The sequence below is a fragment of the Xanthomonas sp. BRIP62415 genome (assembly GCF_003993515.1).
GTDB classification, from domain to species: Bacteria; Pseudomonadota; Gammaproteobacteria; order Xanthomonadales; family Xanthomonadaceae; genus Xanthomonas; species Xanthomonas euroxanthea.
Genome location: NZ_QEZH01000014.1, coordinates 125,163 through 147,188, shown reverse-complemented (window position 1 = coordinate 147,188; position 22,026 = coordinate 125,163). Strand labels below are relative to the sequence as shown.

Here is a 22,026-nt window from a genome sequence, read left to right as displayed (position 1 = left end):
GCCACTCATGCCGTCACCGCGCCGGGTGCCGGTGCCGGCATTGCGATGAAACCGGGTACTGCCTGCACACGCTGCAGCCAGGCACCGATCGCCGGCCAGCGCTCCAGATCGAAGCCGCCTTCCTCGGCGCAATGGGTGTAGGCAAACAGCGCGATGTCGGCGATGCCGTAGTCGCTGCCGGTGAACCAGCGGTGCTGCTGCAGATGCTGTTCCATCACCGCCAACGCCTGCTCGCCGCGTGCGCGCAGCTGCGGCAATTCGGCGCGGCGCGCGGCATCGCGCGGCGTCCACAGGCTGATGAAACGCGCCACCGCCACATACGGCTCATGGCTGTACTGCTCGAAGAACATCCAGCTCAGGGCCTGCGCACGCTGCCACGCGTCGGTGGGCAGATACGGGGTGCCTTCGGCCAGCCAGAACAGGATTGCGTTGGATTCGACCAGCACGCGGCCGTCGTCGCGCTCCACCATCGGTACCTTGCCATTGGGATTGATGGCCAGATACGCGGGCGTGCGGGTTTCGCCGGCGACGCTGTCGACCTCGACCCAGTGATAGCGGCTGCCCAGTTGCTCCAGCAGCAGGCGCACCTTGTAGCAGTTGCCGGAACTGGACATGCCATGGACGGTCAACGGGGGACGCACGCTCGACATCAGGCTGGCTCCGCGGCAGCAACGAGGGGCTGGCAGTGTCACAGCCCCGGGAGTCTTTGCAAAGCCCTGCGCCGATTCTGCCGCAAGGCGTGGCCGCGGCTGCGTGCGCTGCGGGCGGCGCGCCTCAGCGCATCGCCACCAGCGCCACCGGCACCCCCAGCACGGCAATCAGCATGCCCAGCACCGACAACGTCAATGCCAGCGCACCAAAGGCACGCGCCCGTGTACCGCCGGTCGCACCGGCGACCGCCTGGACCGCCGCGATCGACCACCACAGCCCGCCCAGCAGCATCAGCAGCACCGCCATGGCCAGCTGCGCCAGCCTGGCTGGATCATGCACGCCGGTGCCGAACAGGACGCTATCGCCGCCGAGCGCAGCCAGCGCCGCCAGCAGGCAGACCAGCCATGGCAACGCGCTGCCCAGCAGCGCCGGCAGCAACGCACCGACGTGTGCGACGCCGCCCATCCAGCGCAGCATCCGCTGCAGCAGCACGCAGCCCACCAGCGCGATGGCCAGCATGATCACCACGGCGATGGCGTGCACCCACAGCGGCCGCGGAGACACCCACATCCAGCTCGAGAGCACGACGACCAGGCCGAATACACACCACGCGCTCCAGCGCGCACCGGGCTGCGCGTGCAAGCGCTGCGCAACGGTGTGCGGATCGAACAGCATCCCGCCCAGGCCACCGCCGCGCCACCAGGCCAGGCATGCCAGCACCAACACGACCAGCGCCAGCAGCCCGGCCAGCGGATAGACGAAGACGTGCACCTCCAGCGGCTGTCTGCGCGGATGCGGCTTGAGATCGTGATTGAAGTACAGCAGGTCGCGGGCACGCTCCATGTCGGCGGCCGCACGCTTCACGCCGCTGGCGGGAATGCGGTCGGACAGGCGCTGCCACTCGCCGACGATGACGATGCGTCCCTGGTGCATGGAGACCGTGCGCGAGAAGCGGAACCAGGGGTTGGCGACCACCTGCGTATCGGCCTCCACCTGCACCGCCGGATCGACCCGCACCCGCACGGTCTGCCGCGCCAGCCGCGGGCCGTCCAGTGCCAGCGGGCTCTTGCGCGCCGCGGCGGGCAAGGCGTCCATCCATTCGCCGAGCTGGAACAGCGGGAAGCCGACTTCGTCGCCCTCGTCGGCCGGCCACTCCAGGCGATAGGCCTCGTGCGTGCGTACGTTCAGTCGATCGGTCGCGTCGATGGTCGGCACGCCGACCTGGGCCAGCGCGGTGTAGTACTGCTGCATGAATTCCAGATAGTGTTCGCCGACCGCCTGCGCGCCGTTGTCGTCGAAGCTGGTCGCCACGCGCTCGCCGCGCCCCTGCCGGTACGTCGTGTCCACGCTGAAGGTCGCCACGCGCTGCGGCTTGCGCAGCGACACCGCGATCTCCTCGTCCACCTCGATCTGCGGCAGCGTCGGCATCGGCGATGGCACCGCCACCAGGTCGCGCTGGCCGGCCATCACCGGCAGGCCACGCACGAACGGCAACGGCAGCCGTTGCGCAAGCGGGCCCTCTTCGCGATCGCGCGTGGCATCCACCCATACCTCGCCCTGCGGCAGATGCGCGCGTACCACCACATGATCGAAGGCATACGGACTGGGCAAGCGCAGATCCAGTCCATGGCCCTTGTCGCTGCTGACCAGCACCGGCTCGGCGCGGACGCCGGCCAGCTGCAGCAGCGCAATCAGCAGCGTGGCCTTGTCCTTGCAGTCGCCATAGCGGTTGCGCAGCGTCACCTCCGGCGTATGCGGCGCGTGCGAGTTCTCGCCCATGTCCAGGCCAACGTAGCGGATTTCGCCCTGCACGAAGGCCACTGCACGCAGCAGTGCGCCCTGCGGGTCGTCGCTGCGCAGCTGCAGGCTCTGCACCATGCCCTCGGCGGCGCGTGCGTCCTTGAACGCGCGCGGATACAGCTGCGCTGCCCACACCGCCACCGTTTCCCAGTTGCCGGCCGTGGACACTTCGATCAGGCCATACGGATCGACATCCTCCGGGGCGTCTTTTTCCTCCTGCACCGCGGGCAGGTCGTGCGCTGCAATGTCCAGCGTCGCCACGTCGCCGGCGCGGCTGACGTTGCGACTGAAGCCTGGCGCGCTCACCCGCCACTGCAATCCCATCCCGGCGGGATACCGCACGCGCACCCGGCGCTCGCCCAGCGATACGCCGTAGCGCGCATCGAACACGTCGTAATAACCCTTGCCGAACACCGGATTGCTGCCAGTGATGGTCACCCCATAGTCGACCCGGTCGCCCACGCGCAGGTCCGGCAAGGTGATCGACAGCGTCAGCGCGCCATCGATCAGGCCCTCTTCCAGTCCGCTTTCGCGGCGCAACCTGGCGTAGTGCGCCTGTGTGCGCATGTCGATGCGCCTGCCGTCGCGCCAGACCTCCAGGCTGTTGAGCGCCAGCTGCTGGTATTGCGGCTGGTAATCGATGGAGATCTGCCCGGCTTCGTCCAGGCTCTTCGCACGCTGCACGGTGTAACTGAGGCGGCGATAGGCCTGCGGCGCGGCGCCGGTCAGGTCGACCTGATCGGACACCAGTGCATAGCGCAGCCCGCTGGCACCGGGCACCTTGTCGGGCACCGCATCGGCGATGACCCAGGCCGGTGGCGGCGCCATGCGTGGCGCCTCGCTGGCGCCTGCCGGTGCGATCGCGCTCGCAACCACCGCCAGCACGCAGAGCATCCAGGACACGCCACGCAGGCGCCGCCTTCCATCCTTGTCGATCAACACCCACTCCTCGTCAAAACGCATTGAGTCCCGTCAACGCACGCCCGACCACCAACTGATGCACGGTCTCGGTGCCCTCGTAGGTGATCACCGATTCCAGGTTCAGCGCATGCCGGATCGCCACATGCTCGGTGGTGATGCCGGCCGCGCCGAGCAGATCGCGGCACTCGCGCGCCACGTCCAGGGCCATGCGGCAATTATTCCACTTTGCCAGCGAGATCTGTTCCGGCCGCAGCTGGCCGGCCTGCTTCAGCCGCCCGAGCTGCAGCGCCAGCAGCTGCGCAGTGGAAATCCGCCGGGCCATGTCGGCCAGCTTGATCTGCGCGCTCTGCGTGGCCGCCAGCGGCCGGCCGAACAGGATGCGCTGCCCGCTGTAGGCCAGCGCCTCGCGCAGACAGGCCACCGCCGCACCGATTGCACCCCAGGCAATGCCGTAGCGCGCCTGATTGAGGCAATTCAACGGCGCCTTCAGACCGGCCGCGTTCGGCAACCGCATCTGCTCGGGCACATAGACATCGTCCAGGAACAGGCCCGAGGTCACCGACGCGCGCAGGCTCATCTTGTGCCCGATGTCCTGCGCACGGAAGCCGGCGCTGCCGGTCTCCACCAGAAAGCCGCACACCCCGTCATCGGTATGCGCCCAGATGATCGCAATGCCGGCGATGCTGCCGTTGGTGATCCACATCTTGGACCCGTTCAATCGCCAGCCATCGCCCTGCCGTACCGCGCGCGTGGTCATCGCGGCCGGGTCCGAGCCACCCTGGGCTTCGCTCAACCCGAAACAGCCGATCAGACGCCCCGCTGCCATCTCCGGTAGCCAACGCTGGCGCTGTTCGTCGCTGCCGTAGGCATGGATCGGGTACATGCACAGCGAGGACTGCACGCTGACGAAGCTGCGCAGGCCGCTGTCGCCGCGCTCCAGTTCCTGGCAGATCAATCCGTACGCCACCGCGCCCAGGCCCGCGCCTGCATCGCGTACCGGCAGGCTGGCGCCCAGCAGGCCGAGCTCCGCCAGTTCCGGCACCCATTCGCGCGGGAAGCGCCCTGCATCGAAGGCGTCGCCGATCGCCGGCAGCACCCGCGTGTCGGTGAAGCGCGCCACCGCATCCTGCACTGCCCGCTCTTCATCGGTCAGCAGCGCGCGTACATCGAACAGGTCATCGGGGCGTACCGGCATGTCGGATTCCAATGCAGGAGAAGCAACGATTATCAGCCAGTTGCCGGCCGGACATGGCGGCGCCCGTGCAGCGCACGGGATGCACCGCTGGCGCCTGGAAACGAAAAGAGCCGGCAATGCCGGCTCCTTTCTTGCTACTGCAGCGATCCCGGGTGGGTGGCTGCCAGCGATTTACTGGCGCGTGCTGCCCGCATCCACACGGACGCCGCGGTCACCGGCCGTCGAGGCGGTCTGGGTCACCAGCTGACCGTCGACCACCGGCAGGCGGTCGCTGGCCGGCTTGTCGTTCATGCGTACGGTCTTTTCGAAACCGTCGTAACGGTAGGTCACGTCGTAGGCCACCACGTTGTCGGCATCGCCCAGCGAGATGCGCTCGCCCGGCTTGCTGTCCATGCGCATGGTGCCGGTGGTGCCGTCGGCATTGCGGTAGGTCACGTCGTAGCCCACCACGCGCGAGGACTGCGAATTGGCGTTTTCGGTATGGCACTGGCGCTCGGTGCGGTCCACCACGCGGCCACCGACATGGTTACGGTCCACACGGTTACCGACCATGCCGCCACCGACCGCGCCGGCCACCGTGGCCAGCTTGCGGCCGTTGCCGCCGCCGACCTGGTTGCCGAGCAGGCCGCCGATCACCGCACCGGCGACGGTGCCGCCGACATTGCCATCGCGCTCGGGCAGACGTTCCTGCACCACCACGTCGCGGCAGACTTCACGCGGCGAGGAGCTGGTGGTGGTTTCGCGGATGGCCGCGCTGTTGACGACCTGCGCGTACTGAGGCTCGCGCTCAGTGATCGGTGCCACCTTGACCACGTCGGCGTATTCCAGACCACGCGGTGCCGGCTCGCCGTTGGCGACGAAATCGCCGGATGACGGGCGATTGTTCATAAAGGCAGCAGTGGCCACGCCTCCGACCAGCAACGCACCAGCAGCGACCAGTATAGTTGTCGTATTGCTCTTCATGATCCAGCTCCGTGCGGACACGCCGCGTTGTTGACGGCGTGATTCCAGCACGTGAACCCTGAACAAAAACGCCCTCGCTCATGAACGCCGCAGTTAAGTTCAGCTAGCGGTTACTTCATGCGCTTCTAACAGCCGGAGCATTCGCATGCGCAACCCCATCACCTCGCGCGCCCTGGACTGGGCCAGCAAGCTGCGCTACCCCACCTTGTTCAAGCTGGCTGCGGCGCTGTTTCTGGTCGACCTGGTGCTCCCGGACCCGATCCCGTTCCTGGACGAGCTGCTGTTCGGCCTGACCACGCTGCTGCTGGCCAACTGGAAGACGCGCAAGGCGCCGCTGCCCGCACCGGTGCGCCGCGATTGATGCAGCTGGTCGATAGCCACTGCCACCTGGATGCCGGCGAGTTCGAGCACGACCGCGCCGCGGTGATCGCGCGCGCGCAGGCGGCCGGTGTCGTGCAGCAGGTGGTCCCGGCGGTCACCGCTGCCAGCTGGCCGCAGCTGCGCAGCGTCTGCACCCAGGCCCCCGGCTTGCACCCGGCCTACGGGCTGCACCCGATCTTTCTCGATCAGCACCACCCCGACCATCTGGAACTGCTGGCCGAATGGATCGAGCGAGAGCGTCCGTGCGCCATCGGCGAGTGCGGGCTGGATTTCTATGTGGACGGGCTGGACGCGCAGGCGCAGCGCGCTTATTTCGACGGACAACTGCAGCTGGCCAGGCGCTTCGAGCTGCCACTGATCGTGCATGCGCGGCGCGCCACCGAAGAGGTCATCGCCCGCATCAAGGCCGTGGGCGGCCTGCGCGGGGTGGTCCACAGCTTTGCCGGCAGCCCCGAACAGGCACGGCAATTGTGGAAGCTGGACTTCATGATCGGCCTGGGCGGCCCGGTGACCTACCCGCGCGCCAACCGCCTGCGCGGCCTGGCCGCGACGATGCCGCTGGAGTGGCTGCTGCTGGAAACCGATGCGCCGGATCAGCCCGACGCCAGCATCCGCGGACAACGCAACGAGCCGGCCTACCTGCGCACGGTACTGGACTGCATCGCGCAGCTACGCGACGAGCCGGCCGAGCGCATCGCCGCGCAGACCACCGCCAACGCGCGGCGGTTGTTCGGGTTGCCGGGCTGATACCGGTGCGCGCTGCAGGCGAGGTGACGCAGCGCGAATGACGCCATCAGCCTGCAGCGGCCTCGGCCGCCGGCGACGCGGTCGTGGCCCGCTTCGGCTTGAGCAACATCTCCAGGGCCTTGCCCACCGCGACAAACGCAAAGGTGCCGGTGATATGCGTGGCCGCGCCCAGCCCGGCGCCGCAATCCAGCTTGAGCGTGGCGTCGGCATCCAGCTGCGGGCGGATGCCGCAGACGCTGCCGTCGGCCTGCGGATATTTGACGTTTTCCAGCGAGTACACCGCCGGCACGCCGAAATAGCGCTGCGGATTCTTGGGGAAGTTGAACTCGCTGCGCAGCTTCTTGCGGATCAGCGCCAGCATCGCGTCGTGCTCGGTGCGCGAGACATCGCGTACGCGCACCAGGGTGGGATCGGTGCGCCCGCCAGCGGCGCCCACCGTCAGCAAGGGCAACTTGCGTCGGCGGCACCAGGCGATGGTTTCCACCTTCACCCGGAAGCTGTCGCAGGCATCGATCACCAGATCGAAGTCATCGCCGAGCAGCTGTTCGATATTGCCGGCGGTGAGAAACGCCTCCACCGCATCGGCCTGGATCTCCGGATTGATCGCCAGGCAGCGTTCGGCCATCGCGCGCGCCTTGTTGCGTCCGTACTGCCCTGCCAACGCCGGCAGTTGCCGGTTGGTGTTGGACACGCACAGGTCGTCGGCATCGATCAGGCGGATATGCCCGACGCCGGTGCGCGCCAGCGCCTCGACCACCCACGAGCCCACGCCCCCCATCCCGACCACCGCCACGCGGCAGGTGGCCAGGCGCTCCACCGTGCCGACTCCGTACAGCCGGTCGATACCGGCAAAGCGTTCACGCCATTGTGCTTTCATCGGCCTATTTTACGCGCGCCGCTCAGCGCGCGCCCATCGACATACTGATGTCCGCGTCCACCGGAGTTCCGTCCATGCCCGCCCCACCCACCGAACAATCGCGCGCCTCCCGCTATGCGTTCCTGCTGGTGCTGGGCATCTTGATCGGGCTGGTCGGCACGGTGATGGTGGCGCGCGTGCTGCAGGCCACACGCAATCCGGTGCCGGACAGCCTGATGCAGGTGATGGCTTACCAGCTGCGCGCCCTGCAATCCGACGCCAATGCCAGTTGCGATGCCACACGCCAGCGAGCGCGGCTGCAATCGCTGCGCCTGCTTGCCGACGAACTGGAACCGGCCTTCCCGGACATCGGCGAAGACCGCCGCTTCGGCGAGCATGCCAGCGCCCTGCGCACCGTCCTGGACCAGGCACGGCGCACGCCCCCAGCCGATTGCGCCGCGCTTGCCGCAGTCAGGACACAGATCAATGACGCCTGCGAGGCCTGTCATCGCGACTTCCGCTGACCGCCATCGCGCGCCCAGGCGCTACGCATTGCCGCGGTGGTGAACAGGACGCTCGGGTTTCGTTAAGCCTGGAGTGATGCAGTTGGCAGACCGTTCACCCGGACCAACACAGGATGACGTCGCCGCGGCCCTGACCGCTTTTTCGAACCACCCCGGAGAGACCTCATGAAGACCCGACTGCTCGTCATTGGCCTGGCTGCAACCGCAACGCTGGTTGGCTGCGCCACCTCCCAGCCCCAGTACGGCAGCTACCGCGGCGACCGCGGCTACGACCAGGGCTACTCGCAGCCGCAGGCACGCTGTGTGGATTGCGGCATCGTGACCCGCATCGATGAAGTCGGCCCGACCCGCAGCGCTCCCACCGGCACCGGCGCGGTGCTCGGCGGCATCGTCGGCGCGGTGGCCGGGCGCCAGATCTCCAAGGAGACCGGCGGCAGCAAGGGCAACAAGAACGTCTCGGCCGTGGCCGGTGCCGCCGCCGGCGCGGTGGCGGGCAATGCGATCCAGAACAACGTCACCAGCGAGAGTTTCGATGTGCAGGTGCGCATGGACGATGGCCGCGTCATCGTGGTGAACCAGCGCGATCTGGCCGGCGTGCGCGAAAACGCCTATGTGCGTGTGGTCAACGGCAAGGTCGTGCTGCGCTGATCGACGCAGGCAGCCGGAGCGCCAGCACAACGACGGCGCGCATCGTCAGGTGGGCGCGGTTGGCCGCCGGAACCGGCATGGACCACGCGTGCAATGCGATTGCTCCGCACCTGCCTGACGACTGCTCGCTACATTCGATTCGCCAGCGTTGGCGAGACGACAGAAAGGCCCGGCAACGGGCCTTTCTGCCGTCTGCACGATGGCCTGGCGTGTCGCGCCTCGCTCAGACCACCTGCACCGCGTCGGCCTGCAGGCCCTTCTGTCCCTGCACGACGGTGAAGCTGACCTTCTGGCCTTCCTTGAGGCTTTTGAAGCCCTGGATCTGGATCGCACGGAAATGGACGAAGACGTCCTCGCCGTTTTCGCGACTGATGAAGCCAAAGCCCTTGGCATCGTTGAACCACTTCACGACACCATTCTCGCGTTCGATATTGGACATCTCGACTGACTCCCTACGACACTGTGATGGACTGACGGTGGTGGCTGTGATTGCAAGGAGGAAGCGAGGTACAAGGATGTAGCGGATCGAACGATCTACCGCATCAGGCCACGATTCACGGTGACCGTTGCAAACAGCAGCGCTGGCAACTTAACCCGCACAAAACGAATTTTCAAGCAGGTCTTGCACAATTTTGTCAAGCCTGAAACGGGACATTTTTGAACCTCATGGATACGACCGTCGTCTACTACATCCTGGCTGGCGTGCTGGTACTGATCGGCCTTGCCGGGGTCGTCCTGCCGGCGCTCCCGGGCCTGCCGCTGGTGTTCGCAGGACTGCTGGTGGCCGCCTGGGCTGATGGCTTCGCCCATGTCGGCTGGGTGGCGCTGGTGATCCTGGGCCTGATGACGGCGTTGTCGTTTGCAATCGACTTCCTCGCCACGGTGTACGGCGCCCAGCGGGTGGGTGCCAGCAAGGCGGCACTATGGGGATCGGTGATCGGCTCGGTCGTCGGCATCTTCTTCATGCCGATCGGCCTGTTCGTCGGCCCGTTCGCCGGCGCGTGGCTCGGCGAATACTGGCAGACCCGCAAGTCCGACCAGGCCACCAAGGTCGGCATCGGCACCTGGCTGGGCATCGTGTTCGGCACCGCGACCAAGCTGGCGCTCGGCCTGTGCATGCTGGGCGTGTTCGCCATCGCCTGGTTCTTCTAGCGGCTCGCAACGGCCCGACAACGAACACTTGTTTGCGTGCAGGCTCGTCCTGACGAGGACGGCGCAGGCGTTCGTCGGCTGCCGACCTCCTTCAATTGCAGCATCGCCAGGATGTTATGCCACCGTGTACACATCGCGTATGCAGGCGCGACCGTTAAGCTTCGCATCTGACGCGCCTGCCTGGCGCCTTTTTCGGCCAGACTGCCCATGTCCAAGCACCGCACCCGTCCCCTGATGCTGATCGCCCTGGTGGCCGCGCCGCTGGCGCACGCCCAGGAAATCGCCCCCACTCCGGCTTCGCCGCAGGCCTGCACCTCCGTCACCTCGGATGCGGCGCGGCTGGCCTGTTACGACCAGGCGCTGGGCTACACGCCGCAATTGACCGCCGAGGCCGACGCCGCCGCGCAGATCGCCAAGCAGAAGGAGTCCAAGCCGCAGGATGAGCGCGCCATCAGCCGCGTTGGCGATTTCTTCCGCGCCGATGGCCAGGACCAGCCCAAGGCCGAGGCAGTTGCCAATGCCGGCCGCGGCTCGTTGCTGGATCGCCGCTGGGAGCTGGCCAAGGATTCCAAGCTGGGCACCTTCCAGCTGCGCGGTTACAAGCCGGTCTACCTGTTGCCGGCGTTCTGGACCAGCGATTCCAACCGCACCCCGCAGTCGCCGAATCCGGCCAACTCGGTGTCCACCCCGCAGCAACTGGACAGCACCGAACTGAAGTTCCAGCTCAGCTTCAAGACCAAGGTGGTCGAGGATCTGTTCGGCGACAACGGCGACATCTGGATGGGCTACACCCAGAGCTCGCGCTGGCAGGCCTACAACAGCGATGCCTCGCGCCCGTTCCGCGAAACCAATTACGAGCCGGAAGCGATGCTGGTGTTCCGCAACAACTACAGCCTGTTCGGCTGGAAGGGCCGCATGAGCGGCATCAGCATCAACCACATGTCCAATGGCCGCGAAGATCCGCTGTCGCGCTCCTGGAACCGGGTCATCCTCAACATCGGCCTGGATCGCGAGAACTGGGCGCTGACGTTGCGCCCGTGGTTCCGCATCAAGGAAGACCGTGCCGATGACAACAATCCCGATATCGAGGATTACATGGGCCGTGGCGATGCCACGCTGGTCTACAACAAGGACGGGCACGAAGTGGCGTTGATCGCGCGGCATTCGCTGCGCGGCGGCGACCGCTCGCACGGCTCGGTGCAGCTGGATTACGGCTTCCCGATCACCAACCTGCTGCGCGGTCACGTGCAGGTGTTCGACGGCTACGGCGAAAGCCTGATCGACTACAACCACAAGGCCACCTACATCGGCCTGGGCGTGTCGTTGCTGGAGTGGTTCTAAGCAGGTCGCGTTGCTGCAGTGACCAACGTCCAGCCTCATTGAAAAGCCGGCATGCGCGCATGCCGGCTTTTTACTTATGCGATTGCGGGTAGACAAACAGCGCAGCAGACCGTGCTGCGCCGTGTTCATGAAAAACGGCTTTGCTGGATGACGCGGTGTTGGCGGCGATCAGACGTCGAAGAAATCGACCTTGCCATCTTTCAAGGTGTAGTACGCACCGACCACGCGGACATTGCCTGCACGCAGCGGTTCGAGCAGCGCCGGTTCGGACGCGCCCCGCAGGCGGTCCACGGTGCGCTTGACGTTGGCCTTGACCGAGGCCGCCAGCAGGTCGCCGCCGCCCTTGCTCTTGGCGGTCAGTACCGCCGGGACGATGGGCTCGATCATCGCGCCGATCGCACCGGGGAAGAAGGCGTTCTGCTCCACCACCGACACCGCCGCAGCAACCGCGCCACAGCTTTCGTGGCCCATCACCACCACCAGCGGCACGCCGAGCTGGCTGACCGCGTATTCGATCGATCCCAACGCGGTGGTGTCGACGGTATTGCCGGCATTGCGGACGATGAACATCTCGCCCAGGCCACGCCCGAACAGCAACTCCGGCGGCACCCGCGAATCCGAGCACGACACCAGGATCACGAACGGGGTCTGTCCCAGCGCCAGTTCCAGACGGCGCTTGCTGTCGGAAATGACCTTTTTGGGGCGGTTTTCCACGAACGCGGCATTGCCGTCACGCAGGATCTGCAAGGCCTGCTCGGCATTGAGATCGGTCTTCTTCGACGGCGCCGCGCCCGCGGCAAACGGCAGTGACGCGGCGGCGGCGGCAATCGGCGCACAACAGGCGCATTGCAGCAGTTTTCGACGGGATGCGGAATGCGACATGGACGAGCCCCTGCTCTCTGGTTGTCTCGCGATCGTACACCGGGCCAGGCGCGGCACCATGGCCCGGCGCGGGCTTATGTCGACACGATTTCGCAACCCGCGCCCCCGGGTTCAGGTCCAGTCCGTCAGACCCTCGCGGCGATAGGTTTCCTGAAATGCCGGGCGGACTTTCATTCGCTGCGCATGCGCCTGCAGGGCCGGCCAGGTGTCGCTGGGCCGGGGCATGTTGCGCGACCAACGCATCAGCATGGTCAGCATGAAATCGGCCGCGGACAGGGTCTGGCCCAGCAGATACGGACCATTGGCCTGCAGGTGCGCGTCGACCTGGGCCCAGGCCGCTTCGAGCCTGGCGCGTGCCTGGGCCTGCACGGCATCGGCATGCGCGGCGCCGGCCGGCTCGTCCGGATAGAACCAGGCCCGGTAGGCCGGCTGCAAGGTGTTGGCGCAGAAGAACATCCACCGGTAGTACGCCGCCCGTGCCGGCGTCCCCGGCGGCGGTGCCAAGCCAGCCTGCGGATGCAGGTCGGCCAGGTGCAGCACGATGGCCGCCGCCTCGGTCAGCACCTGCCCATCCAGCACCAGCGTCGGCACCACGCCGGCCGGGTTGAGTGCGAGATACGCGGGGGATTTCTGCTCGGCGCGCTCGAAATCCAGCGGATGCAGCACGTGCGGCACATCGAGTTCGATCAGCAGCCAATGCACGACCAGTGCGGCAGTGCTGGGGGCGTGGTACAGCATCGTGGTCATGCAGACTCCCTCGTTAGTTGGTGCAGGACTAGTTGGTACAGGAACGCAAGCAGGCGAGCTTGTGCGGTTCACAGCGATTGACATCGCTCTGCTGGGTGCAATCGAACACCTGGGCCATGCAATTGGCCCGCTGCGCCGGATTCTGGGTGGCGTCGCAGCTCTTTCCGCGTGGTGCCACCGCCATGCGGCAGCTGCTTTCGCTGGGCCGGTCGGCGGCGCACTGCGCGGCGCGGCGGTTGCACTGCGCGATGCAGCGCTCCATCGCCGAGGGGCCGTCGAAGCGCGTTGCGGTGTCGCTGGGCTTGAGCGGCTTTTTCTCGGCAAACGGTACTGGCGCGGCGGGGTGCGGCGCATAGTTGCCGGACGGAAACAGCACGGTGGGCGGGGTCCTTTGTTGCGCTGCCAGCGGCAGGCTGGCGCACACCAGGACGGCAAGGCAGATGAGACGGAGCATTCCTGTTCTCCTGAGGGTGCCGGCATGTATGCCCCGAGCATAGCCCGTTCCTGCCGGGCCGTCCGCCACCGACGTGAGACACGCATGCAGGCGTTTTTTCCAGGACCCAGGCACCGCGTGCGAACAGCAGGCACGCGCAGCGCCCAAACCGAAAACGGCGACGCAGTGCACGTGCGTCGCCGTTCCAGGTTTACTTATTCCACCACCACCGGAATCTTGCCGATGCGCGATTGCCACTGGCGCGGGCCGGTCTTGTGCACCGACTCGCCGGTGGCATCCACCGCCACCGTCACCGGCATGTCCTTGACCTCGAATTCGTAGATCGCCTCCATGCCCAGATCTTCGAAGGCCAGCACGCGTGCGGCCTTGATCGCCTTGGAGACCAGATAAGCCGAGCCGCCGACCGCCATCAGGTAGACGGCCTTGTTGTCGCGGATCGCATCGATGGCGGCATCGCCGCGCTCGGACTTGCCGACCATGCCCAGCAGGCCGGTCTGCTCGAGCATCTGGCGGGTGAACTTGTCCATGCGCGTGGCGGTGGTCGGGCCGGCCGGGCCGACCACTTCATCGCGCACCGGATCGACCGGGCCGACGTAGTAGATGAAGCGGTTGGTGAAGTCGACCGGCAAGGTTTCGCCGCGGTTGAGCATGTCGATCATGCGCTTGTGCGCGGCGTCGCGGCCGGTCAGCAGCTTGCCGTTGAGCAGCACCACTTCGCCCGGCTTGAAGCTGGCCACGTCCTCGCGGGTGATGGTGTCCAGGTTGACCCGGCGCGCATTGCTCGGGTTGTAGGTGAGCTTGGGCCAGTCCTCCAGCGACGGCGGATCCAGCATCACCGGGCCGCTGCCGTCCAGGGTGAAGTGCGCATGGCGGGTGGCCGCGCAGTTGGGGATCAACGCCACCGGCAGGTTGGCGGCGTGGGTCGGGTAGTCCTTGACCTTGATGTCCAGTACCGTGGTCAGGCCGCCCAGGCCCTGCGCGCCGATGCCGAGCGCGTTGACCTTCTCGTACAGTTCAAGCCGCAGTTCCTCGGCGCGGTTGGACGCGCCGCGCGCCTGCAGGTCGACGATGTCGATCGGCTCCATCAGCGCTTCCTTGGCCAGCAGCATCGCCTTCTCGGCGGTGCCGCCGATGCCGATGCCGAGCATGCCCGGCGGGCACCAGCCGGCGCCCATGGTCGGCACGGTCTTGAGCACCCAGTCGACGATGGAATCGGACGGGTTGAGCATTGCGAACTTGCTCTTGGCTTCCGAGCCGCCGCCCTTGGCCGCGACGATCACCTCGACATGGTGGCCGGGCACGATCTTGGTGTTGACCACCGCCGGGGTGTTGTCGCGGGTGTTGGTGCGCTTGCCGGCCGGGTCGGCCAGCACGCTGGCGCGCAGCTTGTTGTCGGGGTGGTTGTAGGCGCGGCGCACGCCTTCGTTGACCATGTCCTCCACGCCCATCGTGGCGTCGTCCCAGCGCACGTTCATGCCGATCTCGAGGAACACCGTGACGATGCCGGTGTCCTGGCAGATCGGGCGATGGCCTTCGGCGCACATGCGCGAGTTGATCAGGATCTGCGCGATGGCGTCCTTGGCCGCCGGCGACTCTTCGCGCTCGTAGGCAGCGGATAGGTTCCTGATGTAGTCGACCGGGTGGTAGTAGCTGATGTACTGCAACGCGTCGGCGACGGACTGGATGAGGTCTTCCTGCTTGATCGAGGTCACGGCTGGCTCTACGGCTGGCGGGGGCAATCCGGCCATTTTAGTCGAAACTTCCGGCGCGTCCGGGCGTTGCGTCAATCGAGGCGATTGATCGGGCCATCGAGCGCGCAGGGGCGGCCCGCGGCACGGGCGCGCCGCCAGACACCGATCGCGTTGCCGTGCAAGCGTGCAGCCAGCGCCGCAGCAGCGATCGCGCGCCACTGCCGCAATGCGCATTGCTGCGCTCCAACACCCCGCGCCCACGCAAAGCGCTGCACACTGATGCGATGTCAGCTTCCCGTTCCGGCGCCACCGCGCCCACCGTTCCCCGTCCCGGCCCCACCCTGCGCGAGCGCCTGGATGCGCTGCGCAACCTGCCCCCGTTCCTGCGCCAGATCTGGCAGACCAGCCGCTGGCTGAGCGCCAGCAGCATCGGCCTGCGCGTGCTGCGCGCGTTGATGCCGGTGGCGTCGCTGTATATCGGCAAACTGATCATCGACGAGGCGATCCACCTGGTCGGCCAACCACCGGCCTTCGACTCGCTGGCCCAGGCGCTGGGCAGCGGGCGCCTGAACCGGCTGCTGGAACTGCTGGCGCTGGAACTGGCCCTGGCGATCGGGTCGGACCTGCTCGGCCGGCTGGTCGGCTATGCCGATGCACTGCTGTCGGAACTGTTCAACAACGCCGCCAGCGTGCGCCTGATGGAACACGCCGCACAGCTGGATCTGGAGGATTTCGAAGACCCCGACCGGCAGGACAAGCTGGATCGCGCGCGGCGCCAGACCATGAACCGCATGAACCTGATGAGCCAGCTGTTCGGCCAGGTGCAGGACGCCATCACCGTGGTCAGCCTGGCGGTGGGCCTGGTGGTGTATGCGCCGTGGTTGATCCTGCTGCTGGCGATCGCCCTGATCCCGGCCTTCATCGGCGAGGCGCATTTCAACGCATTGGGCTATTCGCTCAACTTCCAGTGGACGCCGGAGCGGCGCCAGCTCGACTACCTGCGCCAGGTCGGCGCCAGCGTCGAGACCGCCAAGGAAGTCAAGATCCTCAACCTGCACCGGTTCCTGATCACGCGCTATCGCCGGCTGGCCGACAAGTTCTTCCAGGCCAACCGCGCACTGGCGCGCAAGCGTGCGTTGTGGGGCGCGTTGCTGGCTGCACTCGGCACGCTGGGCTACTACATGGCCTATGGCTACATCGCCTGGCGCACGGTGCGCGGCGATTTCAGCATCGGTGACCTGACCTTCCTGGCCGGCAGTTTCCTGCGCCTGCGCCAGTTGCTGGAAGGCCTGCTGATCGGGTTTTCGCAAGTCGCCGGCCAGGCCTTGTATCTGGACGATCTGTATTCGTTCTTCAACATCGTGCCGGAGATCCGCTCGCGCCCGAATGCGCTGCCGGTGCCACGACCGATCCGCCAGGGCTTCGTGTTCGAGGACGTGGGCTTCCGCTACCCGGATGCCGAGCAGTGGACGGTGCGGCATCTGGATTTCGAACTACGCGCCGGCGAGGTGCTGGCGCTGGTCGGCGAAAACGGCGCCGGCAAGACCACCCTGGTCAAGCTGCTGGCGCGGCTGTACGACCCGGACGAAGGCCGCATCCTGCTCGATGGCCAGGACCTGCGCGATTACGACCTGGACGATGTGCGCGCCAACCTGGGCGTGATCTTCCAGGACTTCGTGCGCTATCACCTGAGCGTGGGCGAGAACATCGGCGTCGGCCAGGTCGATGCGATGGACGATGCGCCGCGCATCCGCGCCGCTGCGCAGCGTGCGATGGCCGGCGAGCTGATCGACAGCCTGCCCGATGGCTACGACCAGCTGGTCGGGCGCCGTTTCAAGAACAGCGTGGACCTGTCCGGCGGGCAGTGGCAGAAGATCGCCATCGCGCGCGCCTACATGCGCGATGCGCAGCTGATGATCCTGGACGAACCCACCGCCGCACTGGATGCGCGCAGCGAGTTCGAGGTGTTCCAGCGCTTCAAGGAGCTGTCGGACAACCGCACCGCGGTGCTGATCTCGCACCGCTTCTCCAGCGTGCGCATGGCCGACCGCATCCTGGTGCTGGCCGCCGGCCGCATCGAGGCCAACGGCACCCACGCCGAGCTGATGGCGCAGGGCGGGCGCTATGCCGAGCTGTTCGAGTTGCAGGCGGCGGGGTATCGGTGAGGCTGGGAATGGGGAGTCGGGAATGGGGAATCGTTAGAGGCGACTTCGCGGCTGCTGACAGGCACTCAACCTCCCGATCCTGAAGGGGCCCAGATCTTTCGGCGCTGCACTCCATTCCCGATTCCCGATTCTCCATTCCCGGCCAAATGAGAGTTCATCTCATTTGGCCGGCTTGAGGTAGAATTGGCCGGTACTCTTCCCACGACACTTACCGGTATGTCTTCCGCTTTCGGCGCCGAAACGGTGCTTGAGGTCCGCCACTGGACCGATGCCTACTTCAGCTTCACCACCACCCGCGATGCCGGTTTCCGCTTCGAGAACGGGCAGTTCGTGATGATCGGCCTGGAGACCGAAACCCGCCCGCTGCTGCGGGCGTACTCGATCGCCAGTGCCAATTGGGAAGAACATCTGGAGTTCTTCAGCATCAAGGTGCCGGATGGCCCGCTGACCTCGCGGCTGCAGCACATCCAGCCCGGTGACAAGGTGCTGGTCGGCAAGAAGCCCACCGGCACGCTGCTGATCAGCGACCTGCACCCGGGCCGCAATCTGTACCTGCTGGGCACCGGCACCGGCCTGGCGCCGTGGTTGTCGGTGATCAAGGATCCGGAAACCTACGAGCGTTTCGACAAGGTGATCCTGACCCAGGGCGTGCGCTTCGTGCAGGATCTGGCCTACCGCGACTACTTCGAGCGCGAGCTGCCGCAGCACGAATTCCTCGGCGACCTGCTGCGCGAGAAGTTGCTGTATTACCCGGCGGTGACGCGCGAGGCGTTCGCCAATCAGGGCCGCCTGACCGAACTGATGGCCGATGGCCGCATGCAGCACACGCTGGGCTTGCCGCCGCTGGATCCGGCCAACGACCGCTTCATGATCTGCGGCAGCCCGCAGATGCTGGCCGACCTGCGCACCCTGCTGGACGCGCGTGGCTTCCAGACCTCGCCACGCATCGGCACGCCGGGGCATTACGTGTTCGAGCGCGCCTTCGTCGAGAAGTGATGCGACCGTCGCGCCCGGCCGTAGGAGCGCACCCGGGCGCGACGAAGCGTTCCCGGTAATGCGTCGTCGCGCCCGGGTGCGCTCCTACGGTTCCAGCGCCATGCCCTGCGCGATCACGCGCGACACCATCGTGGCGCGGGGGTGTCTTACCTCTACGCCGGTTTGCCCAGTGCGCGTTCGATGTCCGCTGCCAGGGCGTCCGGCTTGGTGGTCGGTGCGTAACGCTCCAGCACCGTGCCATCGCGGCCGATCAGGAACTTGGTGAAGTTCCACTTGATCGCTTCCGATCCCAGCACGCCACGCTGTTCGTGCTTGAGCCACCGCCACAGCAGATGCGCGCCGCTGCCGTTGACCTCGACCTTCTCGGCCAGCGGAAAATCCACGGCATAATCGAGCGAGCAGAACTGGCGGATCTGCGCGGCATCGCCCGGCTCCTGGTGACCGAACTGGTCGCAGGGAAACCCGATCACCACCAGACCACGCTCGCGATAGCGCTGCCACAGCGCCTGCAGGCCTGCGTATTGCGGGGTAAAGCCGCATTTCGACGCGACATTGACCACCAGCACCACCTTGCCGGCGTAATCGCGCATCGACTGTGTACGACCGTCCAGGTCGGTGAATTCAAACGTGGAGATGTCACTCATGGCCGCCCCGCTGTGTGCAAGCAGGGCAGCGTAACGCAACGACCCGCAGCGCGGCATCGCGATCGCAAGCGTGTCAGCCGGGGAAAAAGGCGGTCTTCGACGGACCCGTTGCCGCAGCCACCTGGCCCTTCCCGATGATCCCGACCGTGGCCGGCCGCTGGCACGGCGCACTAGCGGCCAGCATCGGCCAGGCGGGCAGATCGGCAGCTCGCCGGGCAGCCGGCATGCAGCCGAATGAAAAACGTTCCGCAGCGCGTATCGGCAGCGCCCATCCGGCGGCGGCGCACGCACGGCGGCAGCGGTCCTGGGCCCACAAGGCGCGCACTGCTCGCGCCCGCCTGATGGCAAGGCGAAGACATTGCAGCCATGCCTTTTGTCACACGCCTGTCCGGCCCGGCTGGGGTAGCCTCGGCGGTTCGCACTTTGGAGCAACCCTCTTGACCACCCGTCTCGCCTTTGCCCTGGCCGCTTCCCTGGGACTTGCCATGCCGTCCTACAGCATCGCCGCACCTGCCACCACGCAGGCCGCCACCCACGCCAATCCGTTCTTCGCAGACAGCACGCTGCCGCTGCACTACCCGCAGTTCGACAAGATCACCGACAGCGACTTCGCACCCGCCTTCGACGCCGGCATGGCCGAGCAGTTGAAGGAAGTGGACAAGATCGCCAACCAGAAAGCCAAGCCGAGCTTCGACAACACCCTCATCGCGCTGGAAAAAAGCGGTGCCACGCTCGATCGCGCCACCACGGTGTTCTTCAACCTGGTCGGTGCCGACACCAACGACGCGCGCAAGAAACTGCAGGCCGACTACTCGGCGAAGTTCGCCGCGCACCGCGATGCGATCTCGCTCAACGGCAAGCTGTTCGCGCGCATCCAGACGCTGTACGACCAACGCAGCCAGCTGGGCCTGGACGCGCAAGGCGTGCGCCTGGTCGAGAAGTACTACAGCGATTTCGTCCGCGACGGTGCCAAGCTCTCCGATGCCGACAAGACCACGCTCAAGGCGATGAATGCCGAGCTGGCCAACCTGGGCACCACCTTCAGCCAGAACGTGCTGGCCGAAGTCAATGCCGCTGCCGTCGTCGTCGATGACGTCAAGCAGCTCGACGGCCTGTCCGAGGAACAGATCGCCGCCGCCGCCGAAGCCGCCAAGGCGCGCAAGCTCGACGGCAAGTACGTGATCGCGCTGCTCAACACCACCGGCCAGCCGCCGCTGACACAGTTGAAGAATCGCGAACTGCGCAAGAAGATCTACGACGCCTCGGTCTCGCGTGGCAGCCACGGTGGCCAGTACGACAACACCGCGCTGGTGTCGCGCATCATGAAGCTGCGCGCCGACAAGGCCAAGCTGCTCGGCTTCCCGACCTACGCGGCCTATTCGCTGGAAAACCAGACCGCCAAGACGCCCGAAGCGGTCAACGCGATGCTGGGCAAGCTGGCACCGGCGGCGGTGGCCAACGCCAAGCGCGAGGCGGCCGACCTGCAGGCGATGATCGACAAGGAACAGAAGGCCGCACGCAAGCCGAGCTTCAAGCTCGAAGCCTGGGACTGGGCCTACTACAGCGAGAAGGTGCGCCAGGCCAAGTACAACTTCGACGAATCCCAGCTCAAGCCGTACTTCGAGCTGAAGAACGTGCTGGAAAACGGCGTGTTCTACGCGGCCAACCAGGAATATGGCCTGACCTTCAAGCAGCGCACCGACCTGCCGACCTACCGCGACGACATCACCGTCTATGACGTGTTCGACGCCGACGGCAAGCAGCTGGCGATCTTCATCGCCGACATGTACGCACGCGAATCCAAGCGCGGCGGCGCCTGGATGAACTCCTACGTGTCGCAGTCGGCGCTGACCGGTTTCAAGCCGGTGGTCGCCAACCACCTCAACATCCCCAAGCCGCCCGCCGGCCAGCCGACGCTGCTGACCTGGGATGAAGTGACCACCATGTTCCATGAGTTCGGCCATGCGCTGCACGGCATGTTCTCGGACGTCAAATACCCGTATTTCTCCGGCACCAGCGTGCCGCGCGACTTTGTCGAGTTCCCCTCGCAGGTCAACGAGATGTGGGCCGACGAGCCGTCGATCCTGAAGAACTACGCCAAGCATTACCAGAACGGCACGCCGATGCCGCAGGCCCTGCTGGACAAGGTGATTGCCGCGTCCAAGTTCAACCAGGGCTTTGCCACCACCGAGTACCTGGGTGCGGCCATGCTCGATCAGAACTGGCACCAGATCAGCGCCAGCCAGGTGCCCGACGCCGCCGGCGTGATGGCCTTCGAAGCCAAGGCCCTGCAGCAGGACGGCATTGCCTACGCGCCGGTGCCGCCACGCTACAAGACCCCGTATTTCAGCCACATCATGGGCGGTTACGCGGCCGGCTACTACGCCTACATCTGGTCGGAAGTGCTCGACGCCAACACCCAGCAGTGGTTCAAGCAGCACGGCGGGTTGAGCCGCGCCAACGGCGACCGCTTTCGTCAGACCCTGCTCTCGCGCGGCGGCAGCGTCGATGCGATGGAGCTGTTCCAGAACTTTGCCGGCCATGCACCGCAGATCGAGCCGCTGCTCGAGAAGCGCGGCCTGAGCGCGCAAGGTGGCGATGGCGCCACACCGGAAGCGCCGCAGTCCAAGCCGTAATCGCACTGCAGTGAAATGAAGACGCCGCCCGGAGCGATCCGGGCGGCGTTTTTGTTGGTCGCCATCAGAAGACCTGCTGCAGTCAGCGCAAACGCCGCGCTCAGAGCTCGACCGAATCCACGCCGTCGAGCAGTTTCCTCAACAGCTTTTCCAGCCGCACCTGCTCGGCATCGCTGATGCCGGACGTCTCTGCATTGAGCAGCGTGCAGGCATCGGGCAGCAGACTGTTGATCAACGCCAGCCCCGCAGGCTGCAAGGTCAGCATGATCTTGCGTCGATCGTCCGGACTGCTGCCCCGCGCGATCAATCCCTTCTCGCACAACTGATCGGTGAGGCGGGTGATGTTGGCCGGCTTCTCGCTGGCGGCCTCGGCCACCTCGGTGGGCGTGATCGCCTGCTCCGGGGTGCCGTAGAGCATCATCAGAATCTCGTACTCCGGCGGGCTAATGCCATAGGGCTTCAACCGCACACACCCTTGCGTGTGCAGCCGCTTGTAGAGATGCTTGATCAGCCTCACCAGGACGGCCGGTTCCCGCGGAAACGCCGGATAGCGCACACAGGTGTGGTCCACGCGACGTGCGGTTGGATCGAAACTACTCATATCACCCGTTTGATTACATTACTGAATGGCC

21 protein-coding genes are annotated in these 22,026 nt (G+C 66.3%); 9 read left to right on the top strand and 12 right to left on the bottom strand.

The genetic code is table 11. The features are described from left to right. Window positions 1-5 precede the first annotated feature (5 nt). The 4 genes from EO141_RS05365 to EO141_RS05350 form a co-directional block, all read right to left on the bottom strand. On the bottom strand, window positions 6-650 hold the full coding sequence (locus EO141_RS05365) for a glutathione S-transferase family protein (protein WP_164739079.1): 645 nt from the start codon (window positions 648-650) through the stop codon (window positions 6-8). A 124-nt stretch (window positions 651-774) separates the two neighbouring features. Continuing rightward, window positions 775-3,345, bottom strand: a complete 2,571-nt coding sequence (locus EO141_RS05360) for a DUF3857 domain-containing protein (protein ID WP_127168707.1) — start codon at window positions 3,343-3,345, stop codon at window positions 775-777. 58 nt (window positions 3,346-3,403) lie between these two features. Beyond that, window positions 3,404-4,579 (bottom strand): acyl-CoA dehydrogenase family protein, encoded by a 1,176-nt coding sequence (locus EO141_RS05355; protein ID WP_206514779.1) that lies wholly within the window; start codon window positions 4,577-4,579, stop codon window positions 3,404-3,406. Window positions 4,580-4,738: 159 nt separating this feature from the next. Continuing rightward, entirely contained in the window at window positions 4,739-5,530 is a 792-nt protein-coding gene (locus EO141_RS05350; RefSeq protein WP_006451921.1) for a glycine zipper 2TM domain-containing protein, read from the bottom strand. Between the two features lie 145 nt (window positions 5,531-5,675). Here EO141_RS05350 and EO141_RS05345 point away from each other — a divergent pair, with 145 nt between their 5' ends. Both EO141_RS05345 and EO141_RS05340 read left to right on the top strand, forming a co-directional pair. After that, window positions 5,676-5,891: a DUF6116 family protein gene (locus EO141_RS05345; RefSeq protein ID WP_023903489.1), complete on the top strand. Its 216-nt coding sequence runs from the start codon at window positions 5,676-5,678 to the stop codon at window positions 5,889-5,891. Beyond that, window positions 5,891-6,658, top strand: coding sequence for a TatD family hydrolase (locus tag EO141_RS05340; protein ID WP_127168689.1), 768 nt, complete (start codon window positions 5,891-5,893; stop codon window positions 6,656-6,658). Before EO141_RS05345 ends, EO141_RS05340 begins: the two co-directional genes overlap by 1 nt. Window positions 6,659-6,704: 46 nt before the next feature. Here the strand turns inward: EO141_RS05340 and EO141_RS05335 are convergent, their stop codons facing one another. Continuing rightward, window positions 6,705-7,535, bottom strand: coding sequence for a tRNA threonylcarbamoyladenosine dehydratase (locus EO141_RS05335; protein ID WP_127168688.1), 831 nt, complete (start codon window positions 7,533-7,535; stop codon window positions 6,705-6,707). Window positions 7,536-7,609: 74 nt separating this feature from the next. On the opposite strand from EO141_RS05335, the gene EO141_RS05330 reads away from it, so the two are divergent. Both EO141_RS05330 and EO141_RS05325 read left to right on the top strand, forming a co-directional pair. Continuing rightward, window positions 7,610-8,038 carry a hypothetical protein gene (locus tag EO141_RS05330; RefSeq protein ID WP_127168687.1) on the top strand — a complete coding sequence of 143 codons (429 nt, stop codon included), beginning with the start codon at window positions 7,610-7,612 and terminating at the stop codon, window positions 8,036-8,038. Window positions 8,039-8,203: 165 nt separating this feature from the next. Then, the gene (locus EO141_RS05325; protein ID WP_104583358.1) at window positions 8,204-8,686 is read left to right on the top strand and encodes a glycine zipper 2TM domain-containing protein; all 483 of its coding nucleotides are present in this window, start codon (window positions 8,204-8,206) and stop codon (window positions 8,684-8,686) included. Window positions 8,687-8,909: 223 nt separating this feature from the next. Here EO141_RS05325 and EO141_RS05320 read toward each other — a convergent pair whose 3' ends face one another. Continuing rightward, window positions 8,910-9,125 (bottom strand): cold-shock protein, encoded by a 216-nt coding sequence (locus EO141_RS05320; RefSeq protein WP_003483561.1) that lies wholly within the window; start codon window positions 9,123-9,125, stop codon window positions 8,910-8,912. 227 nt (window positions 9,126-9,352) lie between these two features. Between EO141_RS05320 and EO141_RS05315 the strand changes: the two genes are divergently transcribed. Together EO141_RS05315 and EO141_RS05310 are read left to right on the top strand one after the other, a co-directional pair. Next, window positions 9,353-9,838 (top strand): DUF456 domain-containing protein, encoded by a 486-nt coding sequence (locus EO141_RS05315; RefSeq protein WP_104648371.1) that lies wholly within the window; start codon window positions 9,353-9,355, stop codon window positions 9,836-9,838. 207 nt (window positions 9,839-10,045) lie between these two features. Continuing rightward, the gene (locus tag EO141_RS05310; protein WP_119129040.1) at window positions 10,046-11,179 is read left to right on the top strand and encodes a phospholipase A; all 1,134 of its coding nucleotides are present in this window, start codon (window positions 10,046-10,048) and stop codon (window positions 11,177-11,179) included. Window positions 11,180-11,347: 168 nt separating this feature from the next. Here the strand turns inward: EO141_RS05310 and EO141_RS05305 are convergent, their stop codons facing one another. From EO141_RS05305 to EO141_RS05290, 4 genes are all read right to left on the bottom strand, one after another. Then, window positions 11,348-11,986 (bottom strand): carbonic anhydrase, encoded by a 639-nt coding sequence (locus EO141_RS05305; RefSeq protein ID WP_180708133.1) that lies wholly within the window; start codon window positions 11,984-11,986, stop codon window positions 11,348-11,350. Between the two features lie 186 nt (window positions 11,987-12,172). Further along, entirely contained in the window at window positions 12,173-12,808 is a 636-nt protein-coding gene (locus tag EO141_RS05300) for a glutathione S-transferase family protein (protein WP_127168686.1), read from the bottom strand. Window positions 12,809-12,836: 28 nt separating this feature from the next. Beyond that, a complete protein-coding gene (locus EO141_RS05295; protein WP_241236624.1) occupies window positions 12,837-13,433 on the bottom strand; it encodes a hypothetical protein in 597 nt (198 codons plus the stop codon). Window positions 13,434-13,456: 23 nt separating this feature from the next. Next, complete coding sequence (locus EO141_RS05290; protein ID WP_164739078.1) at window positions 13,457-14,974, bottom strand: fumarate hydratase; 1,518 nt, start codon at window positions 14,972-14,974, stop codon at window positions 13,457-13,459. A gap of 263 nt (window positions 14,975-15,237) precedes the next feature. On the opposite strand from EO141_RS05290, the gene EO141_RS05285 reads away from it, so the two are divergent. Both EO141_RS05285 and EO141_RS05280 read left to right on the top strand, forming a co-directional pair. Beyond that, entirely contained in the window at window positions 15,238-17,118 is a 1,881-nt protein-coding gene (locus tag EO141_RS05285) for an ABC transporter ATP-binding protein (protein ID WP_104648554.1), read from the top strand. 216 nt (window positions 17,119-17,334) lie between these two features. Next, window positions 17,335-18,114: a ferredoxin--NADP reductase gene (locus tag EO141_RS05280; RefSeq protein ID WP_104645084.1), complete on the top strand. Its 780-nt coding sequence runs from the start codon at window positions 17,335-17,337 to the stop codon at window positions 18,112-18,114. A gap of 152 nt (window positions 18,115-18,266) precedes the next feature. Here EO141_RS05280 and EO141_RS05275 read toward each other — a convergent pair whose 3' ends face one another. Then, on the bottom strand, window positions 18,267-18,758 hold the full coding sequence (locus EO141_RS05275) for a glutathione peroxidase (protein WP_127168684.1): 492 nt from the start codon (window positions 18,756-18,758) through the stop codon (window positions 18,267-18,269). A gap of 437 nt (window positions 18,759-19,195) precedes the next feature. On the opposite strand from EO141_RS05275, the gene EO141_RS05270 reads away from it, so the two are divergent. Further along, complete coding sequence (locus tag EO141_RS05270; protein WP_180496929.1) at window positions 19,196-21,394, top strand: M3 family metallopeptidase; 2,199 nt, start codon at window positions 19,196-19,198, stop codon at window positions 21,392-21,394. 100 nt (window positions 21,395-21,494) lie between these two features. Here the strand turns inward: EO141_RS05270 and EO141_RS05265 are convergent, their stop codons facing one another. Next, window positions 21,495-21,995 (bottom strand): MarR family transcriptional regulator, encoded by a 501-nt coding sequence (locus tag EO141_RS05265; protein ID WP_104583365.1) that lies wholly within the window; start codon window positions 21,993-21,995, stop codon window positions 21,495-21,497. Window positions 21,996-22,026: the final 31 nt, after the last annotated feature.

What these genes read in the sequence shown, in the direction of transcription:
- EO141_RS05365 (WP_164739079.1), bottom strand. Translation starts at nt 650, where the DNA reads ATGTCGAGCGTGCGTCCCCCGTTGACCGTCCATGGCATGTCCAGTTCC.
- EO141_RS05360 (WP_127168707.1), bottom strand. Translation starts at nt 3,345, where the DNA reads ATGCTCTGCGTGCTGGCGGTGGTTGCGAGCGCGATCGCACCGGCAGGC.
- EO141_RS05350 (WP_006451921.1), bottom strand. Translation starts at nt 5,530, where the DNA reads ATGAAGAGCAATACGACAACTATACTGGTCGCTGCTGGTGCGTTGCTG.
- EO141_RS05345 (WP_023903489.1), top strand. Translation starts at nt 5,676, where the DNA reads ATGCGCAACCCCATCACCTCGCGCGCCCTGGACTGGGCCAGCAAGCTG.
- EO141_RS05340 (WP_127168689.1), top strand. Translation starts at nt 5,891, where the DNA reads ATGCAGCTGGTCGATAGCCACTGCCACCTGGATGCCGGCGAGTTCGAG.
- EO141_RS05335 (WP_127168688.1), bottom strand. Translation starts at nt 7,535, where the DNA reads ATGAAAGCACAATGGCGTGAACGCTTTGCCGGTATCGACCGGCTGTAC.
- EO141_RS05330 (WP_127168687.1), top strand. Translation starts at nt 7,610, where the DNA reads ATGCCCGCCCCACCCACCGAACAATCGCGCGCCTCCCGCTATGCGTTC.
- EO141_RS05325 (WP_104583358.1), top strand. Translation starts at nt 8,204, where the DNA reads ATGAAGACCCGACTGCTCGTCATTGGCCTGGCTGCAACCGCAACGCTG.
- EO141_RS05320 (WP_003483561.1), bottom strand. Translation starts at nt 9,125, where the DNA reads ATGTCCAATATCGAACGCGAGAATGGTGTCGTGAAGTGGTTCAACGAT.
- EO141_RS05315 (WP_104648371.1), top strand. Translation starts at nt 9,353, where the DNA reads ATGGATACGACCGTCGTCTACTACATCCTGGCTGGCGTGCTGGTACTG.
- EO141_RS05310 (WP_119129040.1), top strand. Translation starts at nt 10,046, where the DNA reads ATGTCCAAGCACCGCACCCGTCCCCTGATGCTGATCGCCCTGGTGGCC.
- EO141_RS05300 (WP_127168686.1), bottom strand. Translation starts at nt 12,808, where the DNA reads ATGACCACGATGCTGTACCACGCCCCCAGCACTGCCGCACTGGTCGTG.
- EO141_RS05285 (WP_104648554.1), top strand. Translation starts at nt 15,238, where the DNA reads ATGTCAGCTTCCCGTTCCGGCGCCACCGCGCCCACCGTTCCCCGTCCC.
- EO141_RS05280 (WP_104645084.1), top strand. Translation starts at nt 17,335, where the DNA reads ATGTCTTCCGCTTTCGGCGCCGAAACGGTGCTTGAGGTCCGCCACTGG.
- EO141_RS05275 (WP_127168684.1), bottom strand. Translation starts at nt 18,758, where the DNA reads ATGAGTGACATCTCCACGTTTGAATTCACCGACCTGGACGGTCGTACA.
- EO141_RS05265 (WP_104583365.1), bottom strand. Translation starts at nt 21,995, where the DNA reads ATGAGTAGTTTCGATCCAACCGCACGTCGCGTGGACCACACCTGTGTG.